General features: G+C 71.6%; 24 protein-coding genes. 9 read left to right on the top strand and 15 right to left on the bottom strand.

The genetic code is table 11. From position 1 onward, the window contains the following. Positions 1-43 precede the first annotated feature (43 nt). The 4 genes from AB0L06_RS00645 to AB0L06_RS00630 are packed head-to-tail and all read right to left on the bottom strand — an operon-like array spanning position 44 to position 3,964. On the bottom strand, positions 44-1,396 hold the full coding sequence (locus tag AB0L06_RS00645) for a protein kinase domain-containing protein (protein WP_500228769.1): 1,353 nt from the start codon (positions 1,394-1,396) through the stop codon (positions 44-46). Continuing rightward, on the bottom strand, positions 1,396-1,896 hold the full coding sequence (locus AB0L06_RS00640) for a DinB family protein (RefSeq protein WP_500228768.1): 501 nt from the start codon (positions 1,894-1,896) through the stop codon (positions 1,396-1,398). Before AB0L06_RS00640 ends, AB0L06_RS00645 begins: the two co-directional genes overlap by 1 nt. Positions 1,897-1,925: 29 nt before the next feature. Next, on the bottom strand, positions 1,926-3,236 hold the full coding sequence (locus tag AB0L06_RS00635; protein WP_500228767.1) for a GH1 family beta-glucosidase: 1,311 nt from the start codon (positions 3,234-3,236) through the stop codon (positions 1,926-1,928). A 32-nt stretch (positions 3,237-3,268) separates the two neighbouring features. Continuing rightward, positions 3,269-3,964 carry a TetR/AcrR family transcriptional regulator C-terminal domain-containing protein gene (locus AB0L06_RS00630; protein WP_500228766.1) on the bottom strand — a complete coding sequence of 232 codons (696 nt, stop codon included), beginning with the start codon at positions 3,962-3,964 and terminating at the stop codon, positions 3,269-3,271. Between the two features lie 69 nt (positions 3,965-4,033). Here AB0L06_RS00630 and AB0L06_RS00625 point away from each other — a divergent pair, with 69 nt between their 5' ends. Then, the gene (locus AB0L06_RS00625; RefSeq protein ID WP_500228765.1) at positions 4,034-5,518 is read left to right on the top strand and encodes an FAD-dependent oxidoreductase; all 1,485 of its coding nucleotides are present in this window, start codon (positions 4,034-4,036) and stop codon (positions 5,516-5,518) included. A 37-nt stretch (positions 5,519-5,555) separates the two neighbouring features. After that, positions 5,556-6,518, top strand: a complete 963-nt coding sequence (locus tag AB0L06_RS00620) for a hypothetical protein (protein WP_500228764.1) — start codon at positions 5,556-5,558, stop codon at positions 6,516-6,518. Here the strand turns inward: AB0L06_RS00620 and AB0L06_RS00615 are convergent. After that, on the bottom strand, positions 6,515-7,033 hold the full coding sequence (locus AB0L06_RS00615) for a PadR family transcriptional regulator (protein WP_500228763.1): 519 nt from the start codon (positions 7,031-7,033) through the stop codon (positions 6,515-6,517). The two genes, AB0L06_RS00620 and AB0L06_RS00615, sit on opposite strands and share 4 nt — an antisense overlap. A 78-nt stretch (positions 7,034-7,111) precedes the next feature. Between AB0L06_RS00615 and AB0L06_RS00610 the strand changes: the two genes are divergently transcribed. Next, a complete protein-coding gene (locus AB0L06_RS00610; RefSeq protein WP_500228762.1) occupies positions 7,112-8,098 on the top strand; it encodes an alpha/beta hydrolase in 987 nt (328 codons plus the stop codon). A 4-nt stretch (positions 8,099-8,102) separates the two neighbouring features. Here AB0L06_RS00610 and AB0L06_RS00605 read toward each other — a convergent pair whose 3' ends face one another. Further along, positions 8,103-8,444, bottom strand: coding sequence for an MmcQ/YjbR family DNA-binding protein (locus tag AB0L06_RS00605; protein ID WP_500228761.1), 342 nt, complete (start codon positions 8,442-8,444; stop codon positions 8,103-8,105). A 55-nt stretch (positions 8,445-8,499) separates the two neighbouring features. Here AB0L06_RS00605 and AB0L06_RS00600 point away from each other — a divergent pair, with 55 nt between their 5' ends. Continuing rightward, positions 8,500-9,072, top strand: a complete 573-nt coding sequence (locus AB0L06_RS00600) for a TetR/AcrR family transcriptional regulator (protein WP_500228760.1) — start codon at positions 8,500-8,502, stop codon at positions 9,070-9,072. 78 nt (positions 9,073-9,150) lie between these two features. Beyond that, positions 9,151-10,365 (top strand): Cmx/CmrA family chloramphenicol efflux MFS transporter, encoded by a 1,215-nt coding sequence (locus AB0L06_RS00595; protein WP_500228759.1) that lies wholly within the window; start codon positions 9,151-9,153, stop codon positions 10,363-10,365. Here the strand turns inward: AB0L06_RS00595 and AB0L06_RS00590 are convergent. Next, positions 10,362-12,422: a M6 family metalloprotease domain-containing protein gene (locus AB0L06_RS00590; RefSeq protein ID WP_500228758.1), complete on the bottom strand. Its 2,061-nt coding sequence runs from the start codon at positions 12,420-12,422 to the stop codon at positions 10,362-10,364. The two genes, AB0L06_RS00595 and AB0L06_RS00590, sit on opposite strands and share 4 nt — an antisense overlap. Before the next feature lie 157 nt (positions 12,423-12,579). After that, entirely contained in the window at positions 12,580-13,062 is a 483-nt protein-coding gene (gene rraA, locus AB0L06_RS00585; protein ID WP_500228757.1) for a ribonuclease E activity regulator RraA, read from the bottom strand. A 153-nt stretch (positions 13,063-13,215) separates the two neighbouring features. Between rraA and AB0L06_RS00580 the strand changes: the two genes are divergently transcribed. Next, the gene (locus AB0L06_RS00580) at positions 13,216-14,661 is read left to right on the top strand and encodes a serine/threonine-protein kinase (RefSeq protein WP_500228756.1); all 1,446 of its coding nucleotides are present in this window, start codon (positions 13,216-13,218) and stop codon (positions 14,659-14,661) included. Between the two features lies 1 nt (position 14,662). Here AB0L06_RS00580 and AB0L06_RS00575 read toward each other — a convergent pair whose 3' ends face one another. The 4 genes from AB0L06_RS00575 to AB0L06_RS00560 all read right to left on the bottom strand — a co-directional run bounded on the left by AB0L06_RS00575 (position 14,663) and on the right by AB0L06_RS00560 (position 17,845). Then, a complete protein-coding gene (locus AB0L06_RS00575; RefSeq protein ID WP_500228755.1) occupies positions 14,663-15,595 on the bottom strand; it encodes a hypothetical protein in 933 nt (310 codons plus the stop codon). Positions 15,596-15,637: 42 nt separating this feature from the next. Next, a complete protein-coding gene (locus AB0L06_RS00570; protein WP_500228754.1) occupies positions 15,638-16,540 on the bottom strand; it encodes a hypothetical protein in 903 nt (300 codons plus the stop codon). Positions 16,541-16,589: 49 nt separating this feature from the next. After that, positions 16,590-17,291, bottom strand: a complete 702-nt coding sequence (locus tag AB0L06_RS00565) for a hypothetical protein (protein WP_500228753.1) — start codon at positions 17,289-17,291, stop codon at positions 16,590-16,592. A 65-nt stretch (positions 17,292-17,356) separates the two neighbouring features. Next, positions 17,357-17,845: an Lrp/AsnC family transcriptional regulator gene (locus AB0L06_RS00560; protein ID WP_500228752.1), complete on the bottom strand. Its 489-nt coding sequence runs from the start codon at positions 17,843-17,845 to the stop codon at positions 17,357-17,359. Between the two features lie 184 nt (positions 17,846-18,029). Here AB0L06_RS00560 and rocD point away from each other — a divergent pair, with 184 nt between their 5' ends. Continuing rightward, on the top strand, positions 18,030-19,223 hold the full coding sequence (gene rocD / locus AB0L06_RS00555; RefSeq protein ID WP_500228751.1) for an ornithine--oxo-acid transaminase: 1,194 nt from the start codon (positions 18,030-18,032) through the stop codon (positions 19,221-19,223). Between the two features lie 65 nt (positions 19,224-19,288). Here rocD and AB0L06_RS00550 read toward each other — a convergent pair whose 3' ends face one another. Beyond that, on the bottom strand, positions 19,289-20,323 hold the full coding sequence (locus tag AB0L06_RS00550) for a glycosyltransferase family 4 protein (protein ID WP_500228750.1): 1,035 nt from the start codon (positions 20,321-20,323) through the stop codon (positions 19,289-19,291). A 240-nt stretch (positions 20,324-20,563) separates the two neighbouring features. Between AB0L06_RS00550 and AB0L06_RS00545 the strand changes: the two genes are divergently transcribed. Continuing rightward, a complete protein-coding gene (locus AB0L06_RS00545; RefSeq protein ID WP_500228749.1) occupies positions 20,564-21,211 on the top strand; it encodes a PadR family transcriptional regulator in 648 nt (215 codons plus the stop codon). Further along, positions 21,208-22,824, top strand: a complete 1,617-nt coding sequence (locus tag AB0L06_RS00540) for an MFS transporter (protein ID WP_500228748.1) — start codon at positions 21,208-21,210, stop codon at positions 22,822-22,824. Before AB0L06_RS00545 ends, AB0L06_RS00540 begins: the two co-directional genes overlap by 4 nt. Before the next feature lie 81 nt (positions 22,825-22,905). Here the strand turns inward: AB0L06_RS00540 and AB0L06_RS00535 are convergent, their stop codons facing one another. Both AB0L06_RS00535 and AB0L06_RS00530 read right to left on the bottom strand, forming a co-directional pair. Next, positions 22,906-23,439 (bottom strand): flavin reductase family protein, encoded by a 534-nt coding sequence (locus AB0L06_RS00535; RefSeq protein ID WP_500228747.1) that lies wholly within the window; start codon positions 23,437-23,439, stop codon positions 22,906-22,908. Between the two features lie 12 nt (positions 23,440-23,451). Further along, positions 23,452-23,961: a DUF6113 family protein gene (locus AB0L06_RS00530; RefSeq protein WP_500228746.1), complete on the bottom strand. Its 510-nt coding sequence runs from the start codon at positions 23,959-23,961 to the stop codon at positions 23,452-23,454. Between the last annotated feature and the right edge of the window lie 3 nt (positions 23,962-23,964).

Genomic DNA, 23,964 nt, shown 5'->3' with positions numbered 1-23,964 from the left:
GCGTCGCGTCGATGGGCGCGCACCCGTAGGGGCCAGGGGTTGGTCAGTAGGTTTCGGTGAAGGGCTCCAGGGCTCGGCGGATCCGGGTGGCGACGTGGGATGTCTCTGACCGGTTCGCGCAGGGGACCTTGAAGATCTCGTAGCCGTCGCGGTGTGGGCGGACGTTGTTGTCCTGGAACCAGGCTTCTCGGCGGGGAGCGGCGAAGTACACGAGGACCCGGACGTTCTTCTTGTCCACGGCGATACGGATGGTCTGCAGGTCGTCCCAGTCGATGCGGAACGACGCGAGCCTGCGGCGGTCCGGGCTCTTCTCGCGTTGGCGAATATGGAGCCCCTGCGCGCTCACGGTCAGGACGTCTCGTTTCGAGACCAGCGCGCCACCGATCAGCAGACCGAGGACGACGAACACGGGATAGGCCAGGACCAATGTTCTTAGCGATGTGCTGAGGCACACGACGAGACCGAGCAGCATGCCCAGTAGCGCGTAGAGCCGCTGTTTGCCGCGGTTGGTGTTGGTGATGGCCACCGGGCGCAGGCGGGGGCGGCGTGGGGAGGGGATGCCGCGGTATTCGAGGGGGTCCGTCGACGCGCTGCTCCGTTGGTGGGGGCTTTGGCTGCGCTGGTGGCGGGCGACGGCCGGGGCGGCGGCCTTGGGTTCGGGCTTGGGCGCAGTTTGAACGGCTTGGCGGTCGCGGAGTGCGGCGAACGCCGTGGCGCTGTTCGTCAGGACGGACTGCATCGAGCCTGCCAATTGGGAGAGCAGGGCTTCGCGTGGGTCCGCGGCGAACGTTGGCCACGGCGGTTCCGGGTCGTCTGCGAGCGGGGTGACGTTCGGGATCGTGTCGGTCAGGCGTGCGGCGTCTGGACGAGTGGTGTCCAGGCGCACGATGGTCGGGGATTCGGGGGCGCTGGGTACTCCGACGGCAAGGTCGGTGGCTGTGGGACGGGCGGACGGGTCCTTGGCGAGGCAGGACGCGACGAGTTCGCGCAGGTCGTCCGGGAGGCCGTTCAGGTCGGGGGCGTGGTAGGCGATGCGGTAGGCGATCAGCTCGGCGGAGCCCTCGCCGAAGGGGCTGCGGCCGGTCGTGGCGTAGGCGAGGACCGCGCCCAGGGCGAAGATGTCCGTTGGCGGGATGAGGTCGTGCTCGCGCGTCTGCTCAGGGGGCATGCAGGCCGGGTCGGGCTCGGTGCCGTCCGCGAAGCGTGGGCCGTCCGGGGTCAGGAGGACCGTGTCCGGGCTCAGGTTGCCGTGCGCGGTGGCGGAGGCCGCGAGCGTTCGGGCCAGGTCCGTTGCGAGGGTCCGCACGGACGCGGCGGACAGCGGGCCGTCATCGCGGACGATCTCGCGCAGGGACAGGGCGACGGGGCGGGCGAACTCCGGTTCGGGGGCGGGCATCAGCGGTTCTCGATCTGTTCGCGGAGGATGTCGGCGTGGCCGGCGTGCCGGGCGAGTTCCTCGATCATGTGGACGTAGATCCAGCGGAGGGTGACGCGGCGGTCGTCGACGGCGAACTCGTGGTCGAGGTCGAAGCGGGCGATGATCTCGCGGGACTCGGCGCACGTCGCGCGGTAGGCGGCCACGACGTCGGACACGGTCGTGTCGTCCGGGACGATCCAGCTGGCGTCCAGGCTGCTGCGCGGGCCGGACAGCTCGGACTCCGGACGGCCGTCCACGACGAACTGGACCCAGCTGCGTTCGACGGCCGTGCAGTGGCTGACCAGGCCGATCGGCGTGGTCGACGAAGGGACGAGCCGGGCGCGTGCCTGCTGCTCGTCGAGGCCGTCCAGACCTGCGGCGATGATGTCGCGGTAGTGGTCCAGGAAGGCGTCGAGGACGTCGCGTTCGGAGTGCGAGGTGGTGACGGCCGCGACGCGTTCGAACGGTGTGTTCGCCATGCCCGCGACCGTAGCGCGGCAGCTGGGCGTCAGGCTCGGCTGGCCCGGATGTGGTCGCGGTACCAGGCGAAGGACGCCTTCGGGGTGCGCTTCAACGTCTCGTAGTCGACGTGGACGAGCCCGAACCGCTGCCGGAAGCCCTCGGCCCATTCCCAGTTGTCGAGCAGGGACCAGACGAAGTAGCCGCGGACGTCCACGCCCTCGTCCATCGCGGCACGGAGGGCGCGGATGTGGCCGTCCAGGTACTCGATGCGGCGCGTGTCGTCCACCGGGTCGTCGTAGGAGCAGCCGTTCTCGGTGATGACGACGGGCGGGAGGCGGTCGCCGTACCGGACGTGCAAGGAGACCAGGAGTTCGCGCAGGCCGTCCGGGACGACGGGCCAGTCGAACGCGGTGTGCGGGTAGCCGGGGATGTCGTGCAGCTCGAACGGCAGGTCAGGCGGCAGTTCGATACCCGCGTAGCTCGATTCGCCCGGCTTCGGCGCGCCGACCAGGGACGGGTTGTAGTAGTTGATCCCGTACCAGTCGATCGGGGACGAGATGACCGCGAGATCGTCCTCGACCGGGCCGGGCATGGCCTCGGCGAAGCCCTCCGGATAGCGGCCGGTCAGCACGGGGTCGGCGAACAGCCAGTTCATGATGCCGTCGTAGAGGTCGGCGGCGAAGCGGTCCTCGTCGGTCTCGCCGGACGTCCAGACCGGCGTGTGGGACATCGCGACGCCGATCTGCTGCGCGCCCGCCGCGCGCAGGGCCCGCACCGCCTTGCCGTGGCCGAGCAGCAGGTGGTGGGCGACGGGCAGGGCGTCGAAGACGAGTTTCAGGCCGGGCGCGTGCTCGCCGATGGCGTGGCCGAGCAGGGTGACCTCGGCGGGTTCGTTGATCGTGATCCAGCGCGGGACGCGGTCGCCGAGGCGGTCCGCGACGAGGGCGGCGTACTCGGCGAAGCGGTCGGCGGTGTCGCGGTCCTGCCAGGTCAGGGCGCTCGGGGTGTCCCAGTGGAACAGGGTCGGGACGGGGGTGATGCCTCGTCCGATCAACTCGTCCACGAGGCGGTCGTAGAAGTCGAGGCCGCGCTGGTTGACCTCGCCCGCCGCCCCGGACGGCTGGACGCGCGGCCAGGAGATCGAGAAGCGGTAGGCGTCCACGCCGAGGTCGGCGAGGAGCGCGACGTCCTCGCGGTAGCGGTCGTGGTGGCCGGTCGCGACGCGCGCGTCCGAGCCGTCCTTGGCGGTGTGCCCGTCCCACACGGACGGGCCGCGCCCGTCGGCGTCGAACGCGCCCTCGATCTGGAGCGCCGAGGTGGACACTCCCCACAGAAAGTCCGCAGAAAAGCCGCTCACGCGCGCACTCTATCCCCGAACGCTAGAAATATTCACGTTTCACGCAGGCGGACGGCCAGGCCGTCCAGGACGCAGGCGAGCCCGAGCTCGAAGGAGCGCTCGGCGGGCAGGTCGCCCGCCTCGACGACCCGCCGCGCGAAGTGCGGATACTCGCCGCCGTCGACCACCTCGCGGATGTACGGACCGACGCTCGCGCGCCACTCGTCCTTGGTCATGCCGGTGCGCCGGGACGCCTGGAGTTCGGCGTTCTCGGCGCCCACCGCGCCGAGGACGTAGGCGGTCACCGTGTCCACGGCGAGCGCGGCGAGCGTGGCGTCGGGCGTCAGCGTCCCGGCCGCCGCGAGGATGGCGTCGTACCAGCGCAGCGAGTTCGGGCCGAGGGCCGGACGGCCCGTCAGCTCCGTACCGAGCCACGGGTGCCGCAGCAGGCCGGCCCGCATCCGCCGCGCGTGGACGCCCAGGTCGGCACGCCAGTCGCCGGAGGGCTCGGGCGGCACGTCCTCGCCCTGGACGGCGTCGATCATCAGGTCGAGCAGCTCGTCCCGTCCGGCGATGTACCGGTACAGCGACGCCGTGCCGGAGCCGAGGTCCTTGGCGACCCGGCGCATCGACACCGCGTCCACGCCCTCGGCGTCCGCGATCGCGACGGCCCGCGTCACGAACCGCTCCACGCTCGGGGCCCGACGACGCGGTTCGCGCCGTTCCTTCGTCCACACCAGTCCGTCCATTGCGGACATCGTACCGTTGTGGCTACGGTGTAGCCACAACGGAAACGCCGTGACCACAAGGAGCCTGCCATGATCCTCGTCGCCGGAGCCGGAACCGTCGGGCTGTCGACCGCGCTGTTCCTCGCCCACCACGGAGCGGACGTCACGGTCGTCGAACGCCGCGAGGGACCGGACGTCCACCCGCGCGCCACCGGCGTCGGCCCCCGCACGGTCGAGCTCTTCCGCGAACTCGGCCTCGAGGACGCGCTGAACGCCGCCGCGATCCCCATGAACACCGGCCTCGGCAAGGTCACCGCCCCGACGCTCGCCGCCGCCGACCTGGACGCCCTGGCCGCCGCGGCCCCGCCCCGTCCCGTCCAGATGACGGAGCGTTTCGGTGCTTTCTCCCCCACCGCTCTTCGCGGGACCTGCCCTCAGGACCGCCTGGACAAGGTCCTGCTCACGGCCGCCCGGGAGCGTGGCGTCACCGTCGCCTACTCCACGGCCCTGACCTCCTTCACGCAGGACGCGACGGGCGTGACCGCCGTCCTCTCCGATGGCCGAACGGTCCAGGCCGACTACCTGGTCGCGGCGGACGGCGCGCGCAGCGGGATCCGGGACGCGCTCGGGATCGGGGTGTCCGGGCCCGGCGGGCTCGGCGACGCGCTGACGAACATCCTGTTCGAGGCCGATCTGACTCCGTACACGCACGGCCACTCTTTCGTCACCTGCAACACCGACACCGGGATGCTGATGACGATCGACGGCACGCGGAGGTGGGTGCTGCACGTCCCGCACGAGGACGGCATGACCGATTCCCACTGCCGTGACCTGGTGCGATCCGCCGTCGGTGCCGCCGACCTCGACGTCACCATCGTCGGCGCGGCGCCTTGGCGGCCGCGCGGGCAGCTCGCCGACCGCTTCCGGGACGGCCGGGTGTTCCTGGCCGGGGACGCGGCCCACACCGTCCCGCCGGTGGGCGCGTTCGGCATGAACACCGGTGTTGCCGACGGGCACAACCTGGCGTGGAAGCTGGCCGCCGTCCTGGACGACACCGCCACGCCCGCCCTGCTGGACACCTACGAGGCGGAACGCCGTCCCGTCGCCGCGCTCGCGCTGGAGCAGTCACTTCTCCGCCTGGCCGACCCTCGCCTGCACTGGGGCGCGGGGCCGGAGGCCGCCGCGGCGCGGGCCGCCGCCGGAGCCGTCAACGCCCCGATCATGCACCTGGGCTACCGGTACGACTCGTCCGCGATCATCGACGCGCGGCCGGACCTGCCGTCCACCGAGGACCTCGTCCTGGACGGCTCCCCCGGCTCCCGCGTCCCGCACATTTGGGTCGCGGACGGTGTCTCCACTCTCGACCTGGTCGCGTCCCGCTTCACGGTCTTCACCAACGCGCCGTCCTGGATGGAGGCAGCCGAGGCCGCCGACCTGCCCGCGCACCTCGTCGACGCCGACTGGATCCCCGAGGACGGCCTGCTCCTCGTCCGCCCGGACGGCTTCGTCGCCCTCCGCACCTCCGACCCGTCCACCGACCTCCCCAAGGCGATGCGCCGACTCCTGGCGGAATGAGCCGCATTCCCCCTGTCCGTCCTGCGACCATCCCTTGATGGACGAGCTCGAACGCGCCTGCGACATGCTCCGCTACTGCTGGCGCGCCGTGGTGAACGACGAGCGGGACGCCGAGGAGCTCGGCGACGCGTTCACCGAGACCCGGCGGCTGTATGAAACCGCGGGTCGCCCCGACGATCCGGCCGTCACGACCGGACTGGCCGCCCTCGCCTTCACCAGGTTCCAGGCCCACATGCAGGGCGAGGCGCTCCTGCCTCTCGCCTGGGGCCACGCGTCCTACGACGAAGGCAAGCCGTTGGACGTCCTGGAGGAGGACGACGAACTGGGCCGCCGGCTGGCCAATGACGCCGTACGGACGGCCCGGCGCGCGCTCGACGTCGACCCGGACGACAACCTCTCCGCGCTCACCCTCGGACTCACCCTGGAAACGCTCGACGACACCGGCGCCGCCATCGACGCCTACCGTCGCGCGCTCCGGATCGACCCCGACGACCTCGACGCCGAACTCCGCCTCCAGGCGCTCGGCGTCGAGGCGCCACCGGCGGACATGGACGCCTGCCGCCACTCTCAGGGCTTCTTCCTCCTGAGGGTGAGGGCCCGCGTCTCCAACAGCGACTGGGGCGATTGGGTCTGGCTCTTCGCCGACCACACCCGCATCAGGCCGACGGCGGACAAGATCGTGGGCGACAACCACTGGGGAGACTCGTTCGAAGATGGCGACGACGACCTGTGGGATCCACGCTCACACACCTTCGCCCCCTCGCCGGACCACAGCCTCCACCTGGACGTTCACCGTCCCGGAGAGCCCGTGACCAGCATCGATGTGTACCGCGCGCTCCGCAGGGCACCGGACGGGACGGTCTCCCTCGACTGGTCGACCATTCCTCTCCCCGGGCCCCTCACCACCCGCCTGTCACCGCACAGGCCGGCCCGCGACGAGGCCGTCGCCTACTTCCCCGGCCTCAACGGCCCGGACTGGGAAGAGGCCCAACGCCCCTAGTCGGAGGGGATCAGGGACTTCCAGTACTCGACGTAGGACGTCTCGTGCGCGATGCCCAGGTCGAGGAGCCGCTGGCGGGCGGTGTCGTCCGGAGCCAGTGAGGCTCGCATGGCCTGGTACTCGGCGAGCCATTTCTCGTGTTCGGCGAGCTGCGTCCGTGCGAGGGCCGTCAGGTGTTCCGGGGCGGAGAGGTCGGCGAAGAACAGCTTGACCTGGGACGGATCGCGGGTCTCGGCCGGGCCCGCTTCGGGGTCGGCCAGCCATTCCTGGAGGGCGGCGCGGCCTCGCGGGGTCAGGTGGAAGACGCGGCGGCGGCGTCCGGCCGCTTCCTGCTCCTCATGGAGGAGTCCCTGCTCGGCCAGGCGGGCCGGGATCCGGTAGAGCTGCGCGTGCTGGATGGGCCAGAAGTAGTCGACGCTCTCCTCGACCCTGGCCTTGAGCTCGTACGGCGTCATCGGGCCATGGCGCTCGATGAGGCCCAGCACCACGTACTCCTGCGGACTGTTCTCGGCCACCCGATTCCTCTCATTGACATGGTCTCACTGAGAGCATACCTTGATGCCATAGAGACCGTATCAATGAGAGGGTTGCGCATGTACATCCATCCCGAGCTGGTCGACGTCCTCGCCGGGCTGCCCGACCGGGTCGACGCGTCCAGGGACGTCGAGGGCGCGCGCGAGAGCTTCAGGAAGCTGATGGCGCCGCGCATGGGAGCGGACGAGCGGGTGACGGTCGAGCACCGAACCGCCGCGGGCGTCGACGTCCAGGTCATCCGCCCGGCCACCGCGAGCGGCATGCAGTCGGCCGTCGCAAGCGACATGCGGGCGGCGGCCGGGAGTGGCATGCGGTCGCCGGCCTCGAACGACGCGCGGGCGGCGGCGGTGCTGTACGTGCACGGCGGCGGGTTCACCTTCGGGGAGCTGGACGGGCCCAGCCCGATGGCGCGTGACGTGTGCGCGGCGACGGGTGCGGTGGTCGTCAACGTCCACTACCGGCTCGCGCCGGAACACCCCTTCCCGGCGGGCTTCGACGACTGCTACGCCGTGCTGTGCTGGCTGGCCGAGAACGCGGACGAGCTGGGCGTCGACCCCGAGAAGATCGCGGTGGCGGGAGCGTCCGCGGGCGGATGCCTGAGCGCCGCGCTCTGCCTGGCCGCCCGCGACCGCAACGGCCCGCGCGTCGCGTTCCAGACCCTCCTGATCCCCTGCCTGGACGACCGGGCCGACACGCCCTCGGCGCGCGCGATCACCGACCCGCGCTTCACCAACGACCGCCTCGTCCGCGCCATGTGGGACGTCTACCTCGGCGCGGGCCGGACGGACGTGTCGCCCTACGCGGCCCCGGCCCGGGCGGACGACCTGTCCGGCCTGCCGCCCACGTACGTCCTCACCTGCGGAGCCGACCCCCTGCGTGACGAGGGCCTGGACTACGCGCGCCGGCTCATGGAGGCCGACGTCCCGGTGACGGTGAGGAACGTCGCGGGCGCGTGGCACCTGTTCGAGGCGTACGTCCCGGAGTCCGATCTCGCCCGCGGGACGACCGCGCACTGGCTCGCCGCTCTCCGCGACGCCCTCCGGTAGGAGGTCAGAGGCCGAGGTGCCCCTTGGCCACTCGCTTGGGGACGACCATGCGCCAGGCGTCGATGACGAGTTCGCGCATCTCGGGCTCGTCCAGGGCGGCGGTGTGGGCCTCGACCCAGTTGAAGCGCTGGTCGGAGACGCTCGGCATCAGGAACTTGGACGGGTCGGACGCGATCAGCCCGTCGCGCTCCTCCTTCGGGAAGGCGAAGCCCATGACGCTCTCGTCCCGGGAGAAGCCCACGTAGACGATCGCGCCGACGCGGAACTTCACGCGGTCCCTGATCAGGTGCTCCGAGGTTCGCGGGAGGGGCAGCGCCACGCGCCGGACGTCGTCAACCGTCACCATCCGCCCATTATGGCTTTATGGAACCTGGGTTCCAAAACGTGCTAGCGTCGTCCGCATGGCACGACCGAGGACGTTCGACGAGACCCGCGCGATCGAGGCGGCGGTGGACGCGTTCCGGCGCAAGGGGTACGAGGGCACGTCGACCGACGACCTGTGCGCGGCGACCGGACTGGGGCGCAGCAGCATCTACAACGCCTTCACCAGCAAGCACGACCTGTTCGTCCGGGCGCTGACGCACTTCATCGAGGCGAGGACGGGACGGAGCACCGAGCTGATGGAGAGCGCGGCGCCGCTCCGGGAGAAGGTCGCGGCGCTGCTCGACAGCGTCATCGCCGACGAGTTCGACGACGGACTCGGCTGCCTGGTGGTGAACACCAGCGTGGAGCTCGCGCCGCGCGATCCGGAGATCGCTCAGCTGCTGGAGCGCGACTACCGGCGGCGTTTCGAGGCCGCCAAGGCGGCCTGCGAACGCGCCGTCCGGGACGGCGAACTCGCCGCGGACCGCGATGCGGACGCCCTGGCCCACTACATCCTCGCCCAGGTCAGCGGCCTCAGGATCGCCGCCCGCTACGGCGCCGGACGCGCCGCGCTGGAAGGCGTCGCCGCCACGTCGCTCGCCGCTCTCTGATCACGGCGAAGGCCCTCGCACGGGCTTCGGCGTGCGTTCATTTTGGAACCTCAAATACAAAACTGGAGGTGATCGACGATGCCGCTGGCCGTCTGGGTGCTCGGCTTCGCGATCTTCGCGCAGGGGACGTCGGAGTTCCTGCTGGCGGGGCTGCTCGAGCCGATGGCGCGGGACCTGCACGTCACCGTTCCGGCGGCGGGGCTGCTGATCTCGGCGTACGCGGTCGGGATGGTGGTCGGCGCGCCCGTCCTGGCGATGGCGACGCTGCGCTGGCCGCGCCGCCGCGCGGCGCTGCTGTTCCTCGCCGTGTTCGCGGCGACGCACGTCGTCGGAGCGCTGACGCCCGGGTACGGCGTGCTGTTCGCGTCGCGGGTCGTCGGGGCCGTCGCGTACGCGGGGTTCTTCGGGGTCGCCCTGGTCGCGTCGATGGACCTCGTCCCGGCGGACCGGCGGGCGCGGGCGATCGCGATCGTCGTCGGCGGGATCACGGTCGCGACGGTCTTCGGCGTCCCGGCGGGGACGCTCATCGGGCAGTACCTCGGCTGGCGGGCGGCGTTCTGGGCGGTCGCGGCGCTGACCGTCCCGGCGTTCGCGGGCGTCGCGCTCACCCTCCCCAACGCGCGGCCCGGCGAGAAGCCGACACCGCGGGTGCGCGAGGAGCTGCGGTCGATGGCGCGTCCCGCGCTGTGGGTCGCCTACGGGACGACGGCGCTGTCGTTCAGCTCGATGATGGCGACGTTCGGGTACCTCGGGCCGCTGCTCACCGGCCCCAGCGGGCTCGCCGAACGGTGGGTGCCGATCGTCCTGGCACTGTTCGGGGTCGGCTGCCTGATCGGCATCACGATCGGCGGACGCCTCGCCGACGCCCACACGTTCGCGACGCTGTACATCGGGCTCGCCGGGGTCGCGCTGGCGTCGGCGGGGATCGCGCTGAGCGTGTCGCACCCGGTCGCGGTGATCGTGCTGGTGTTCCTGATGGGCGTCGCGGGGATGGCGACCAACCCGGCCGTGAACGTCCGCATCCAGGCCACGGCCGGACCGGCCCGGTCGCTGGCGGGGGCCTCGGTGACCTCGGCGTTCAACGTCGGGAACACCGCCGCGCCGTGGCTCGGCGGGCTCGTCCTCAACGCGGGGCTCGGGTACGGGGCCGTCCCGTGGGTGGGCGTCGCGATGGCGGCCGGCGCCCTCGGGACGGTCCTGTGGGCGTCCGCGCTCGACCGCCGCCAGAACGCGACGTCGCCGCCGGTCGCAGGGGTTGCCCTGGAACCGGCGGCGACGATGGCCGTCGACTAGGAGACGTGGCAGGTGGCGGTGCTGGACTTGGACGGGTCGGACTCGGACGCGGCGGAGAACGAGACCTTCGCGTTCTTGTCCGCGCCCGCGCCCGGCTTGGCCCAGACCTCGACCTTCGCCGTGTGCCCGTTGGACGCGGCGGCGATCGAGTTCGGCAGCCAGGTCGTCCAGCCCTTGGCGGACGTCGCGGCCTTCAGCCGGAACACGTCGGACGCGCTGTACCCGGAGCCGCCCGTGCCGGTGTTGTGCAGCACGGCCGTGCACTTGCGCCAACCGTCGGCCGCCGCGCTGCCGCTGCCCGGGGTGAGGGCGACGCCGCGCGCCTGCGGGCCCGAGCCGTCCAGCGAACGGATCGCGACCGTGTACGACAGGACGCCCGTCTTGTCGCGCTTGAGGTTCAGCACGTAAAAGTGGAGCCGGTTGGCCTGGTCGGTGTACTCGTACTGGCTGCCGGAGTCGTTGCCCGCGTGGAACAGGGCGTCCGACAGCTGCCGGTAGTCACCGATGGTCATCTTCTGCGGCGTGCCGTCCGGCAGGACGAAGTCGGTCTTGTTGATGTCCTCGGGATGCGCGTCCTTCACCCAGATGAACGGCGCGGCGTCCTGGTCCTTGGTCTTGGACAGCAGGACACCCGAGTCCGGGGTGAACGAGTCGAAGCCCATCCGGTCGACGACCTCGACCGTGTAGTTGTCGTAGCCGCCGCCGTCGCACAGCGGATCCTTGGACGTGTCGCACTTGGGGCTCTTGTCCCCGGCCGCGCCCAGCTTGACGTTCACGCCGGTCAGCCCGCCGGCGCCCGGCTGCGCCTCGCGCGCGGTCACGTTCGCGACGACGAGCCCGCCGGACGCGAGGGTGTCCCGGTCCACCTGGAGGACGTTCTTCGGGTCCACCATGTTCAGCTTCATCTTGTTGCGGAGCATGTGCTGCGCGCCCATGGACGCGCCCGCCGTCGCCGGGATCAGCCACCGGCTGTGCGGGCCGCCCGGCCCGTTGAAGCTGCCGCGGCTCAGCATCTCCCACGGCCCCGAGTAGTCGCGGCGCGACGGGTTCGAGTACGGGTTGTTGTAGTTGTCGCCGATGCCGAGGATGTGGCTGAACTCGTGCGCGAACACGGCCATCCCCGAGCTCTCCGCCTGGATGGAGTTGCCGGGGATCGCGTTCGGCCACAGGGTCGACCCGGCCTTCCAGGACGTCCAGGGGACGTACCGGGTCTTCACCCAGTTCGGCAGGTTCGGATCGGGCGAACCCCACTCGCGGGGCACGTCCTCCTTGTTCTGGAACTTCATCTGGCCGAACTCCTGCCAGGTGGAGCTCTCGTCCTGCCCGGCGGAAAGAAAGAAGACCATGTCGTACTGCTTGGCCTTCTCCTCGCCGACGTCGGCGACCCACGCGGCCGTCGCGTCCGCGCGCAGGTCGCGGTCGCAGGTGTCGCCGGACGGACAGCCGGTGCCGCCCTGCATGCCGTCCACGCCGTACTCGTGGCTCTTGTGCTGGAGCCGGTACGCGCCGAAGCCGGTGAGGTCGACGCCGAAGCGTCCGCCGGAGTCCTCCATCCAGTACTCGTGGAGGGTGTGGCCGTGGTTGAGCGGCTGCGGCTTGTTCAGGAAGTCCCGGTAGAACTGCGCCACCTGGGACCGCGGGACGTCGCCGACCGAGGTCGGGTTACCGAAGATCGTCGAATTCTTCGGCTTGGTGATGGCGAAGTCCTCGTCGGGGTAGTCGACGAGGACGACCGCGCCCTTGAACGTCTTCACCGAGCCCTTGCGGCCCGGGTCGGCCCAGTTCGTGCCCGGGACGGCCTTGTACTCGTCCCAGGTCATGGTGTCGGGCAGCTCGTAGTTCTGCGGGTCGATCGGCGTCGGCGCACCGGCCTTCGCCGCGCGGACCTGCGGACTCTGCTGCCACGGCTGCGTCCGCGGCCACTGCCGCATCTGCCAGGGGTTCGGGGTCGGCTTCGGAACGGACGACGACGCCTGGGCGGCGGCGGGCACGGCGGACAGCCCGAGGGCGGCCAGCGCGAGCGCCGCGGGCACCAGGAGGATCCTGTGCGCGCGCATGCTTCCTCACGTCTCTGGGGTCGCCACGACGCTAGGAACGAACACGCACCGGATCAATGTCCGCATCGGACGAACCGAGCGGCCCATCCCTGGCAAGCCCCGCCCGTTTGGGCCGCGGGCGCACCGGAAAAAGATCATGCCGTGCCCGGCGCGCGGGTCAGGCGAGGAGGTCGCGGGTGGCGAGGACGATGCCGTCCTCGTCGCTGTAGAGCCGGTCGCCGGGCTCGATGCGGACGCCGCCGAACTCGACCGGGACGTCCACCTCGCCCACGCCGTCCTGGGCGGGCTTGCGCGGGTTGGACCCGAGCGCCTTGACTCCGAGGTCGAGCCCGCGCAGCGCCACCACGTCCCGGACGGCCCCGTTGATCACGACGCCGGACCAGCCGTTCGCCACGGCGGAGGCCGCGACCATGTCGCCCATCAGCGCGGACGCCAGCGAGCCCGCGCCGTCCACGACCAGCACGCGGCCGTCGCCCGGGGTGTTCAGCAGCTTCTTGAGCAGGCCGTTGTCGCGGTGACAGCGGACGGTCACGACCGGTCCCGAGAACACCGTGCGCGCGCCGAACGTCCGGAACTGGGTCTCACAGGAACGCAGCTCGTCCCCGAAGTCGTCGATGAGGTCAGCCGTGGCGAAGTCCATGCGCGGCAGCTTACTGATCGGTAGCCCGGGTGGCCGGACCCGCCCGTGCCGGTAACCGGATCCGCCGGTGCCGACGGCCGGAACGGCCCGTGCCGGTGGCCGGATCCGCCCGTCCCGGTGGCGGTGCGCGACGCCTTCGGCTAGAAACCGATCATGCACCCCCCTCAGGCCTTCGAGCCCCTCCAGGCGGGCGACCCGCCGCTGGTCGGCGGATACCGCGTCCTGGCCCGCCTCGGCGCGGGCGGCATGGGCCGCGTCCTCCTCGCCACCACGCAGAGCGGACGGCGGCTCGCCGTCAAGGTCGTCCGGCCCGAGTTCGCGGGCGACCCCGGGTTCCGCCGCCGGTTCCAGCAGGAGATCGCCGCCGCGCAGCGGGTGCGGAGCCCGTACACCGCGGAGGTCGTCGACGCGCATCCGGACGCCCCGGCGCCGTGGATGGCGACCGCGTTCGTCGCCGGGCCGTCGCTCGCGCGGGCCGTCGCCGAGCACGGGCCGATGCCCGGCCCGACGCTCCGGGTGCTGTTCGCCGGGATCGCCGAGGCGCTCGCCGCCGTCCACACGGCCGGGATGATCCACCGCGACCTCAAGCCGTCCAACGTGCTGCTCGCCGCGGACGGCCCGCGCGTGGTCGACTTCGGCATCTCCCGCGCCACCGACTCCACCCCGCTCACCCGCACCGACGTGCGCGTCGGATCGCCGCAGTTCATGGCCCCCGAGCAGGCCCTCGACCACGACCCGACACCCGCGCTGGACGTGTTCGCGCTCGGCTCGGTCATGTACTTCGCCGCGACCGGGCGGACCCCCTTCGGTGAGGGCCCCGACACCGCCGTCCTGTCCCGCGTCGCACACGAGGAGCCGAACCTCGACGACTGCCCGGACGACCTGCGCGCGCTCGTCGAGCAGTGCTTGGCCAAGGACCCGTCCGAACGTCCCACGCCCCGCCAGGTCCTCACCGCGCTGGAAGCCGACGAGGGCGTCCCCGACCCCGACTGGCTCCCGGAGGACGTCAGGCGCGTCCTGCCGTCCTACGCCGGTGAGCCGCCCCGGCCCGTCCCGCCGGAAGGCCAGGCCCCGACGACCCCGTACACGAGCTACATGCCCGCCGGCACCACTCCCCCGGGCGCCCAGCCGCCCCGCACCCCGGGAACTCCCCCAGCCGGGCCGGGCACTCCCCCACCCGCCCCGGGCGGGCCGCCTGCCGGTCCGGGCGCTCCCTCTTCCGGCCCGGGAACGCTCCCGCCACCGGGCCCACGCGCGCTCGCCACGCCGTCTCTCGGAGGGCCGGTGACACTGCCGCCGGGAGCCATCCCGGCGGCGCGGCCCCCGGCCTCCGGGATGGCGCACCCGCCGGGCGTCCCACCGCGTCCCGTGCACGGAGGCGGCCGCAACACCATGCCGCTCCTCATCGGCGCGGTCGCCCTCGGCGCGATCATGGTGCTCGTCCTGGTGGTCCTGGCCTTCACCTCCGCTGGAACCCCCGGCAACCACCTCAACGGCGGCACCGGGGTCCAGGCCCCCATGACGGAGCCGTCGGCGAGCGACCTCCCCTCCAGCGCGCCGGGCTCCCCGCCGGACGTGTCGTCCAGCCCGGGCGACTAGTTCACGCGGTGGCCGGGACGTCCTTGGCGGCGTCCCGGCGCCGTCCCCGCACGGCCCCGGTGACACCCCACGCGGTCAGCGCCGCGAGGAGGACGAGCCCGCTCCCGGCCACGTACGTCTCCCAGGTGACCGGAAGGTCCGCCTTCCTGCCGACCTTGCTCCTCACCGGCCCCGGAGACAGGACGAACGAGACGGGAACGTGCTCGCCGAACCTGGGCATCGACATCGCGAAGAAGCGCTCCGGGCATCCGTCGGCCTCGACCTCGCGCCGCGTCCCCGCGTCGTCGTAGGCGAGGAGGCAGTGCCGCTGTTCCCCCTTCTTGCCCTTCGAGGTCGTCCATGTCCGGACGAACTCGCCCTGGACGTCCCGTCCCTTCTCCCTGAGGTAGAGCGGTGAGGTGGCGCTCACGACGCCGACCAGCACCAGGAGGATCGGAAGGAGGGCCAGCCACGCCTGGACCTGCCCGCGGGTGACGATGAGCCCGCAGGTGAGGACGGTGGAGGCGAGCGTCCCGATGACGACGATCGTGGTGACCCACTCCGCCGTGAGGGTCGTCGTGTACATCCCGGCCGGGATGACCACCACCGCGACGCCCCACAGCACCGCCCACTTCACGAGCACCGGGCGCAGCCCCGGGCGCGGACCGTCGACGAAGGACACCTTCCCGGTGCGCAGGTCGTCCCTGAACCCGCGCAGGCGGCGCCTGGCCTCGGCGGCGTTGGCCTCGTCGTCCGGCCGCTTCGGACGATGGCCCGTCCGCGTGTGCAGGGCGAGGACGCTGTCGACCAGGACCGCGCCGTCGTCCTCGGACGCGATGTGCTGAAGGCCGAGCATCGGCCCGAACCCGTACTCGACCAGCTTGGCCCGCTCCTTGCCGGTGAGCGCTTTCAGCTTCCGGCGCACCGAGCGCGGAGTGGGGGTGGAGCTGGACATGCGGCGTCCTTCGTTCGGAAGTGGTCTCTGCGGGGCGCGGTCTCAGGCCGCGCGGACCCGGCGGCGCAGCGCGGCCCCGGTGACGGCCCACGCGGTCAGCCCCGCGAGAAGGACGAGACCGGTCCCGGCCGTGTACGGCTGCCAGGTGAGCGACCGGCCGTCCCGGCTGCCGTAGTGACTGCTCACCCCACCCCCCGGCGACAGGACGAACCGGACGGGGACGTGCTCGCCGATCCCGGGGGCGACCTTCGTGTAGAGGCGGCCCGGGCAGCCACCGATCTCGAGCCTGCGCCGCGTCCCCGCGTCGTCATAGGCGACGAGGCAGTGCCGCGCCTGGCCCCTCTTGCCCTCGTTGACCGTCCACGCCCGAACGAGCTCGCCCTGGACGTCCCTGCCCTTGTGCCTGAGATACAGCGGATCAGTGGCGCCGCCGACGGCGATCAGCACCAGCAGGAGCGGCAGGAAGGCCGTCCACGCCAGGAAGTGACCGTGAGCGGCGATGTATCCGCAGGCGGCCACGATGATGAGGAACGCACCGATCGCGGTGACCGCGCCCACCCAGCCCCCGGTGATGGTCATCAGGTACATCCCACCTGGGATGAACACCACCGCGATGCCCCAGAGGGCCGCCCAGGACGCGATCACCCCCTTCAACCCCATCCTGGGCCTGGCGGGCAGCTTCCCCTTGGCCATGTCGTCCTTGAACGTGCGCGCGCGCCTCTTGGCCTTGGCGACGTTGGCCTCGTCCTCTGGACGCTCCGGGCGGTAGCCCGTCTGCGTGTACAGGGCGAGGACGCTCTCGACCAAGGGCGCGCCGTCCCCCTCGGATGCCACGTACTCCAGCGCGTACATGGATCCGAACCCGTGCTTGGCCAGCTTGGCCTTCTCGCTGTCAGTGAGCCTGTACAGCGTCCTGCGCACGGAGTGGCGGGTGGTTCTGGACATACGCGTCCTTCGTCCTGGGAGCTTCGTGACGATGATCAGGCGGTCGCGCTCAGGCGCCGGCTGCGTCGGGACGTGAGGCGTCCCAGCGCCGCTGCCTCCGCACCGCGCCGATCACGGCCCACGCGGTCATCCCGGCGAGGAGGGCGACCCCGCCTCCGATGAGCCACTCGTCCCTGGTCAGCGAGATGTCCTTCCGGGTGCCGAGCTGCCCCTTCACCCCGTCCGCCGGCGACACGACGAACCGGACGGGCACGTTGTTGGGGGCGCCGAGCTCGTAGAAACGCTTCGGGCAGCCGTCGATCTCGGCCTCATGCCGGGTCCCCGAGTCGACCCATCGGACGCGGCAGTGGTCTTCCCGGGTCTTGCCCACGCCCGTCGTCCAGGCCAGGACGAACTCACCCTGGACGTCCTTGCCCTCGTACCTGAGGAGCAGCGACGGGATGAGGGCGCCGACACCGAGCATCACGGCGAGGAGAGGCACGATGGCCTGCCACACCACCACGCCGCGTCTCTTGGTGATGAACCCGCACGAGAAGAAGATGAGCGCGAACAAGCCCGTGAAGACGAACCCGATCATCAGCTGGCCCGTCGTGTACGCGGCGTAGAACGCCGGGACGGTCAGGACGGCGACCCCCCAGACCAGCGACCACGCCCGGACCACCTCGCCCACTACCAGCTGGGGCTCGGCGGGCCTGCCTTCGGCCCGGCGGCGACGCGACCGGCGCGACGGACGGGAGGTGGGGTCGGACATGCGGCGTTCGTCCTTCGTCCGGGGGAGGGGCGGAAAGGAAGATACGCCCCTCCCCTTTCGTGCCGCTACGCGCGTCCGATATCGGCCGTGGTCACCGGGGTGGTGGCTCCGGTGTCGGTGGGACGGCCGATCAGCCGGGACAGGACGATCGCGGTCTTGGTCGCGGTGATGTTGGGCTCGCGGCGCAGCCGTTCGAGGGCCTGCTCGAGGTGCTGGATGTCGCGGGACCGGACGTGGACCAGGGCGCTGGCGTCGCCGCTGACGGTGTAGGCGGCGACGACCTCGGGGTGTTTGTGGACGCTGTCGTATATCTCCTCCGGAGCGGTCGCCCCGGTGCAGAAGACCTCTATGAACGCCTCGGTCGTCCAGCCGAGGGCGGCCGGATCGACCACGGCGGCGAAGCCGGTGATGACGCGTTCGGCGCGGAGCCGGTCGACGCGGCGCTTCACGGCGGGGGCCGAAAGTCCGATCCGGTCACCGATCTGCGCGTAGGAGGCGCGCCCGTTCTCCAGGAGCTGCGCAACGATTCGACGGTCCAAGTCGTCAAGACGCAACAAATATCTCCCCCCGAGACCTCATTCGGCACTGTGTGCAGGTAGATCCCGAACATACGCTGGTAGACGGGCCCGCGCACAACACTTCGCGCGAGGTCCCGACCCCCCATCCGGCACCGGCCGCCGCCGGTGTGGCACATGATCCCGGCGACGAGGCCGGGCCGACACGGGTGAAGGAGCGTTCGTGACCCGATCCGAGCAGCTGCGGGCCTTGTCCGAAGAGCACAGCGCGCACAACTACCACCCTCTCCCGATCGTGATCTCCGAGGCCGAAGGGGCGTGGGTCACCGATGTCGACGGGAACCGCTACCTCGACATGCTGTCGGCCTACTCCGCGGTCAACTTCGGGCACCGCAACCCGCGGCTGACCGCCGCGGCCAAGCGCCAGCTGGACAGGGTGACCCTGGTCAGCCGGGCGTTCGACCACGACCAGTTCGGCCCCTACGTGCGCGAGCTCGCCGAGCTGTGCGGCAAGGACATGGTCCTGCCGATGAACAGCGGCGCCGAGGCCGTCGAGACCGCGCTGAAGACGGCCCGCAAGTGGGGCTACGAGGTCAAGGGCGTCCCGGCCGGGAAGGCCGAGATCGTCACGTTCGAGGGCAACTTCCACGGCCGGACGACCACGATCGTCAGCTTCTCCACCGACTCGGTCGCGCGGGACTCCTACGGCCCGTACACGCCCGGGTTCAAGGTCGTCCCCTACGGCGACGTGGACGCGCTGAAGAACGCGATGAACGCCAACACGGTCGGCGTGCTGGTCGAGCCGATCCAGGGCGAGGCGGGCGTCGTCGTGCCGCCGAGCGGGTTCCTGAAGGCCGTCCGCGAGCTGTGCACCGAGCACAACGCGCTGATGATGGCGGACGAGATCCAGTCGGGCCTCGGCCGGGCGGGCACCACGTTCGCGTGCGAGGCCGAGGACGTCGTCCCGGACGTGTACCTCCTCGGCAAGGCCCTCGGCGGCGGCATCATGCCGGTGTCGGCGGTCGTCGCGAACAGCGACGTGCTGGGCGTGTTCAAGCCCGGACAGCACGGCTCCACCTTCGGCGGCAACCCGCTGGCCTGCGCGATCGGCCGGGAGGTGATCGCCATGTTGAAGACCGGGGAGTTCCAGGAGCGCTCGCGCGAGCTGGGTGGGCACATGCACACGCGGCTGCGCGCGCTGCCGTCCGACCGGGTCCGCGAGGTCCGCGGCCGCGGCCTGTGGGCCGGGATCGAGCTGAACGGCCCGGCGCGTCCGGTGAGCGAGCGGCTCAAGGAGCTGGGCGTCCTCGCCAAGGAGACGCACGAGACCACGATCCGCCTCGCGCCCCCGCTGATGATCTCCCGTGAGGACCTCGACTGGGCGCTCGACCAGTTCGAGGTGGCCCTGAAGGGCTGACCGCACCGAGCTCGAGGCCCCCGCCGGACAGCGTCGTCCGGCGGGGGCCTCTTGGTTCGGCCAGGCTAGGACGCCATGTCGCGGAAGAGGGCGAGGTGGGCGCGGGCGGCGCCCTCCCAGGTGAAGGACGCGGCGCGGGCGAGGCCGAGCGTGCGGAGCCCGGCGGCGCGGGACGGGTCGTCCAGCACCTCGCCGAGCGCGTGGGCGAGGCCGTCGGCGGACAGTTCCGGCAGCACCCGCGCGGCTCCCCCGGCGACCTCGGGCAGCGCACCCCGGTCGGAGATCACGACCGGGGTCCCGCAGGCCATCGCCTCGACGACCGGCAGGCCGAACCCCTCGTGCTCGGACGGCAGCGCCAGCACGGACGCGGCGCGCAGCAGCGGCGCGACCAGCGCGCCAGGGACCGTGCCCAGGGGCCGGACGTGCGGATACCGCTCGATCTCGCGCAGGACGCCCTCGTCCCCCGCGCACGGCACGCCCGCGAGCACCAGCGGCACCCGCAGCCGCGCGGTCGCCTCGGCGAGCATCGGGACGTTCCGGCGCGGCGCGAGCGCCCCCAGGCACAGGACGAACCGCTCCGGCAGCCGCAGCGCGCCCAGCACCTCGCCGTCGCCGATGGAGCCGGTGTGGAAGCGTCCGCTGTCCACACCGTGGGGAATGACGAAGATGCGCCGGGCCGGGACGTCGAAGCGCTCCCGGATCTCCCGCGCGGAGAACTCCGAGACCGTCACGATCGCGTCGGCGAGCGCGGCCGTGGCGGCCACACGCCGGCACCGGAGGCGTTCCCAGGCGGAGTGCCTCGTCCCCGCCGGACGGCGCGGCGGAAGCCCGTGGATCGTCGCGACCATCGGCACCCGCGCGCGCACGAGGGCGCCGATGTCGTCGGGATAGTGGAGCAGGTCGAACTTCTTGCGCTTCGGCCAGACCAGCCCGTCCGCCAATGCGTACGCGACCGGACGCACCGGACCGCGCGCGCCCCTCGGAACCAGCATCCCCGCGTGGACCCCCATGCGGCGAAGCCGTTCGTACAGTGCGCGGGCATAGGTGCTGTTGCCGCCGACGTGGCGCTCCAGCGCCCTCCCCGAAACCCCGACCCGCATAACCCCGGGACGCTATAGACGCGCCCTCGCGCGCGGCGGGCGGCTCGCGCGCCGTGGGCCTGTCTTGGACCACCGTTGGCGACCGCCTGATGACGCCCTGACGACCGCCGGATCCGGGCCCGGCCCACTCCCGGCCGAGTGAGACGACCATCACGTTGGCGGGACGGGGAAATCGCGCTGACAGATCAATCTCTCCGGATTAGTCTAAGTGGACTAATCCAAGTCAACCAAAGACGGCTGATGTCCAGAAACCTGACGCCCCTGGCGCTGACCGTGCTGCGCATGCTGTGCGATGGCCCGATGCATCCGTACGAGATGCAGCAGCGCATCCGCTGGCACGCCTACGACCACGCGGTCAAGGTCACGCACGGGTCGCTCTACCACACGGTCGACCGGCTGGCCTCGTCCGGCCTGATCGAGCCCGTGGAGACCAACCGCGAGGGCCGCCGGCCCGAGCGGACCGTGTACGCGGTGACGCCCTCCGGCCGGGACGCGGCCTGCGACCGGCTCGCCGAGCTGCTCGCCGCGCCGGCCGAGGAGTTCCCGCTCTTCGGCGCGGCGCTCGCGTTCGTCAACCTGCTGCCCGCGGACGAGGTCGCACGGCACCTGCGTCACCGCGCGCTGACGCTGGAGGCGCTGATCGCCGGACACCAGGCGTCCTACGAGTCGCTGCGCAAGCGCGGCATGGCCCGGTACAAGCTGCTGGACCTCGAGCTCAGCAACGCGCGGCTCCGGGCCGAACTCGGCTTCACCCAGTCCCTGGTGGACGACCTCGAAGCGGGCCGCCTCACCTTCGAGGACGACGAGGAGTCCGGGTCGGTCTGCCCCCAACGCCCCACCTATGAGAACGCGTCCGGCCACAGGGCGCGCGCAGAGGAGACTTCATGAGCAAGTGGCGCGGAAACCCCTGGGCGGTGCTGCTGACGCTCTCCCTCGGGTTCTTCATGACGCTGCTCGACCTCACGATCGTCAACGTGGCGATCCCGAGCATGATCGACAAGCTGCACGCCTCGCTGGACGAGGTGCTGTGGATCACCAACGCCTACATCCTGGTGCTCGCCGTCCTGCTCATCACCGCCGGCCGGCTCGGTGACCTGTGGGGCAAGAAGAACCTGTTCATCGCCGGGGTCGTGGTGTTCACCCTGGCCAGCCTCGCGTGCGGGATCGCGCAGGACCCGACCCAGCTGATCGCCGCCCGGGCGATCCAGGGTCTCGGCGCCGCGCTGCTGATGCCGCAGACCATGTCCATCATCATCGCGACGTTCCCGCCGGAGAAGCGCGGCGCGGCGCTCGGCGTGTGGGGCGCGGTGGCGGGCGTCTCCACGATCGCGGGCCCGACCATCGGCGGCATGCTGGTGACCAGCTTCGACTGGCGGTGGATCTTCTTCGTCAACCTGCCGATCGGGATCATCGTGCTGTGCATGGCGGTGCCGATCCTGCCCGGCCACACCCCGGGCGTCCGGCACAGGTTCGACGTCCTCGGCGTCCTGCTCGTCACGGTCGCGCTGTTCGCCCTGGTCTTCGCGCTGACCGAGGGCCAGAAGTACGACTGGAACATCTGGATCTGGACGCTGATCGGCGGAGCGGTCGTCCTGTTCGTGGCCTTCCTCTTCCAGCAGCAGAGCCGGCAGGGCCGTGAGCCGCTGGTGCCGTTCGGGTTGTTCCGCGACCGCAACTTCACGATCCTGGCCTTCGTCGGCGCGGCCGTCTCGGTCGGCATGGTCGGCATGTTCCTGCCGATGAACATCTACCTGCAGTCGGTGCTCGGCTTCAGCGCGCTGAAGGCGGGCCTGGTCATGGCGCCGTCCTCGGTCGTGTCGATGTTTCTCGCGCCGATCGCGGGCAAGCTCACCGACAGGATCGGCGGCCGGTTCATCCTCATGGGCGGCCTGGTGCTGTACGGCCTCGGCATGCTGTGGATGATCCTCATCGAGGGCACCGCCACCGACTGGACGGCCTTCCTCGGCCCGCTGGCCGTCTGCGGGATCGGCGTCGGCGGCGTGTTCGCGCCGATGGCGACCGAGGCCACCCGCAACGTCCCGCCGCGCCTGGCCGGCGCCGCGTCCGGCGTGAGCAACACGATCCGGCAGATCGGCTCGGTGGTCGGCTCGGCGGCGGTCGGCGCGATCCTGCAGAACCAGCTCGCGTCGTCCCTCAAGAACGAGGCCGTCACGCGGGCGCAGGGCCTGCCGCAGCCGTACCACGACAAGTTCGTCGCGGGCTTCTCGCAGGCGTCCAAGGGCGGCATGGACGTCGGCGCGTCCCAGCACAGCGGAGGCCAGAGCTTCCCGCCCGGCACCCCGCAGAACGTCGTGCACCAGATCCAGGCCCTCTCGGGCCAGGTGTTCAGCCACGGCTTCGTGCACGCGATGCGGCCCACGATGATCATGCCGATCGTCGTCATCATGATCGGCGCCCTCGCGTGCCTGGGTGTGAAGCGCTACAAGGCGCCCGCGCCGTCCGACACCGTCCAGCCGGAGGCGGAGCCCGCGGCCACCTGATCCGCTGAACCGATCCGCTGAATTGAGAAGCCCGGCACGACGTCCCCGTCGTGCCGGGCTTCTCGCGTGTCAGGGCGCCGTCTACCCCGCGATGCGGCGGTAGCGGCCGTCGTGGAAGACCAGGGGTTCGGCGTCAGGGGCGGGCAGGTCGAGCGACAGGACCTCGCCGACCACGATGCTGTGGTCGCCGCCCTCGTGGACGGCGTGGGTGCGGCACTCCACGGCGGCGAGCGCCTCGGACAGGACCGGCGCGCCGGTCGCGGCGCCGCGGTGCACGCGGTAGCCGTCGAGCTGCCCCTCGATCGGACGTCCCCGGGTGGCCAGGTGCTCCGACGCCGCGCGCAGGCCGTCCGGCAGGACGGAGACCGCCCAGGTCCCGCTGGCGAGGACGGTGTCGTGGAACCGGGCCGTCCGGTCGGCGCAGAACATCACCAGCAGGGGATCGAGCGACACGGAGGTGAAGGCGTTGACCGTCATCGCGTGGTCGACGCCGTCGGCGACGGTGGTCACGACCGCAACGCCCGTGGCGAACCGTCCGACGACCTGGCGGAACAGCCGGGGGTCGGGCGCGGTGCCGAGGGCGTGGGCTTCGGGGCAGGGGGGCTCGATGCTCACAACGCCCTCACACTACCCGCGGGTATCGCCACCGCTTCCGGTGAGCCACTGTCCGGTCAGCCACTGTCCGGAGGCGCCGCGGGACGGGATCAGGGCGATCGCGACCAGCGCGGCGACCATGCCACCGATGATGTAGACGTAGCCCGGGGTGGTTCCGGGCACCACCAGATCGCCCTCGGACTGCTTGGACGACATGACGAACGTCACGATCATCCAGGTGGCCGCCGGGATCACGCCGCCCAGCTTCGTCCCCATGCCGAACCCGGCGCCGTAGACGAGGGCGAACAGCACCACGCACAGGCCGAGCGCCGGGAGCGGCCACGAGCCGACCGTCCAGTTCTGGTGGAACGCGCCGAAGAGCCCGTAGGCGAACCCGAGCAGGGCCAGCACCACATAGGCCGCCACGGAGACCACGACGGACGGCCCGGACGCGGTGGGAGCGGGCGCGGGGGCGTGCTCGGCCGCTGCCGGGTGGGTCTCGGTCTCGTCCTTGCGCGGCGGGGTGGCGTGATCCTCGTTCACGGC

This window comes from Spirillospora sp. NPDC052269, from assembly GCF_040679435.1.
In the GTDB taxonomy this organism is placed as follows: domain Bacteria; phylum Actinomycetota; class Actinomycetes; order Streptosporangiales; family Streptosporangiaceae; genus Spirillospora.
Note: the sequence above shows the minus strand (reverse complement) of the source record. Positions and strands in the feature narration are given on the sequence as shown.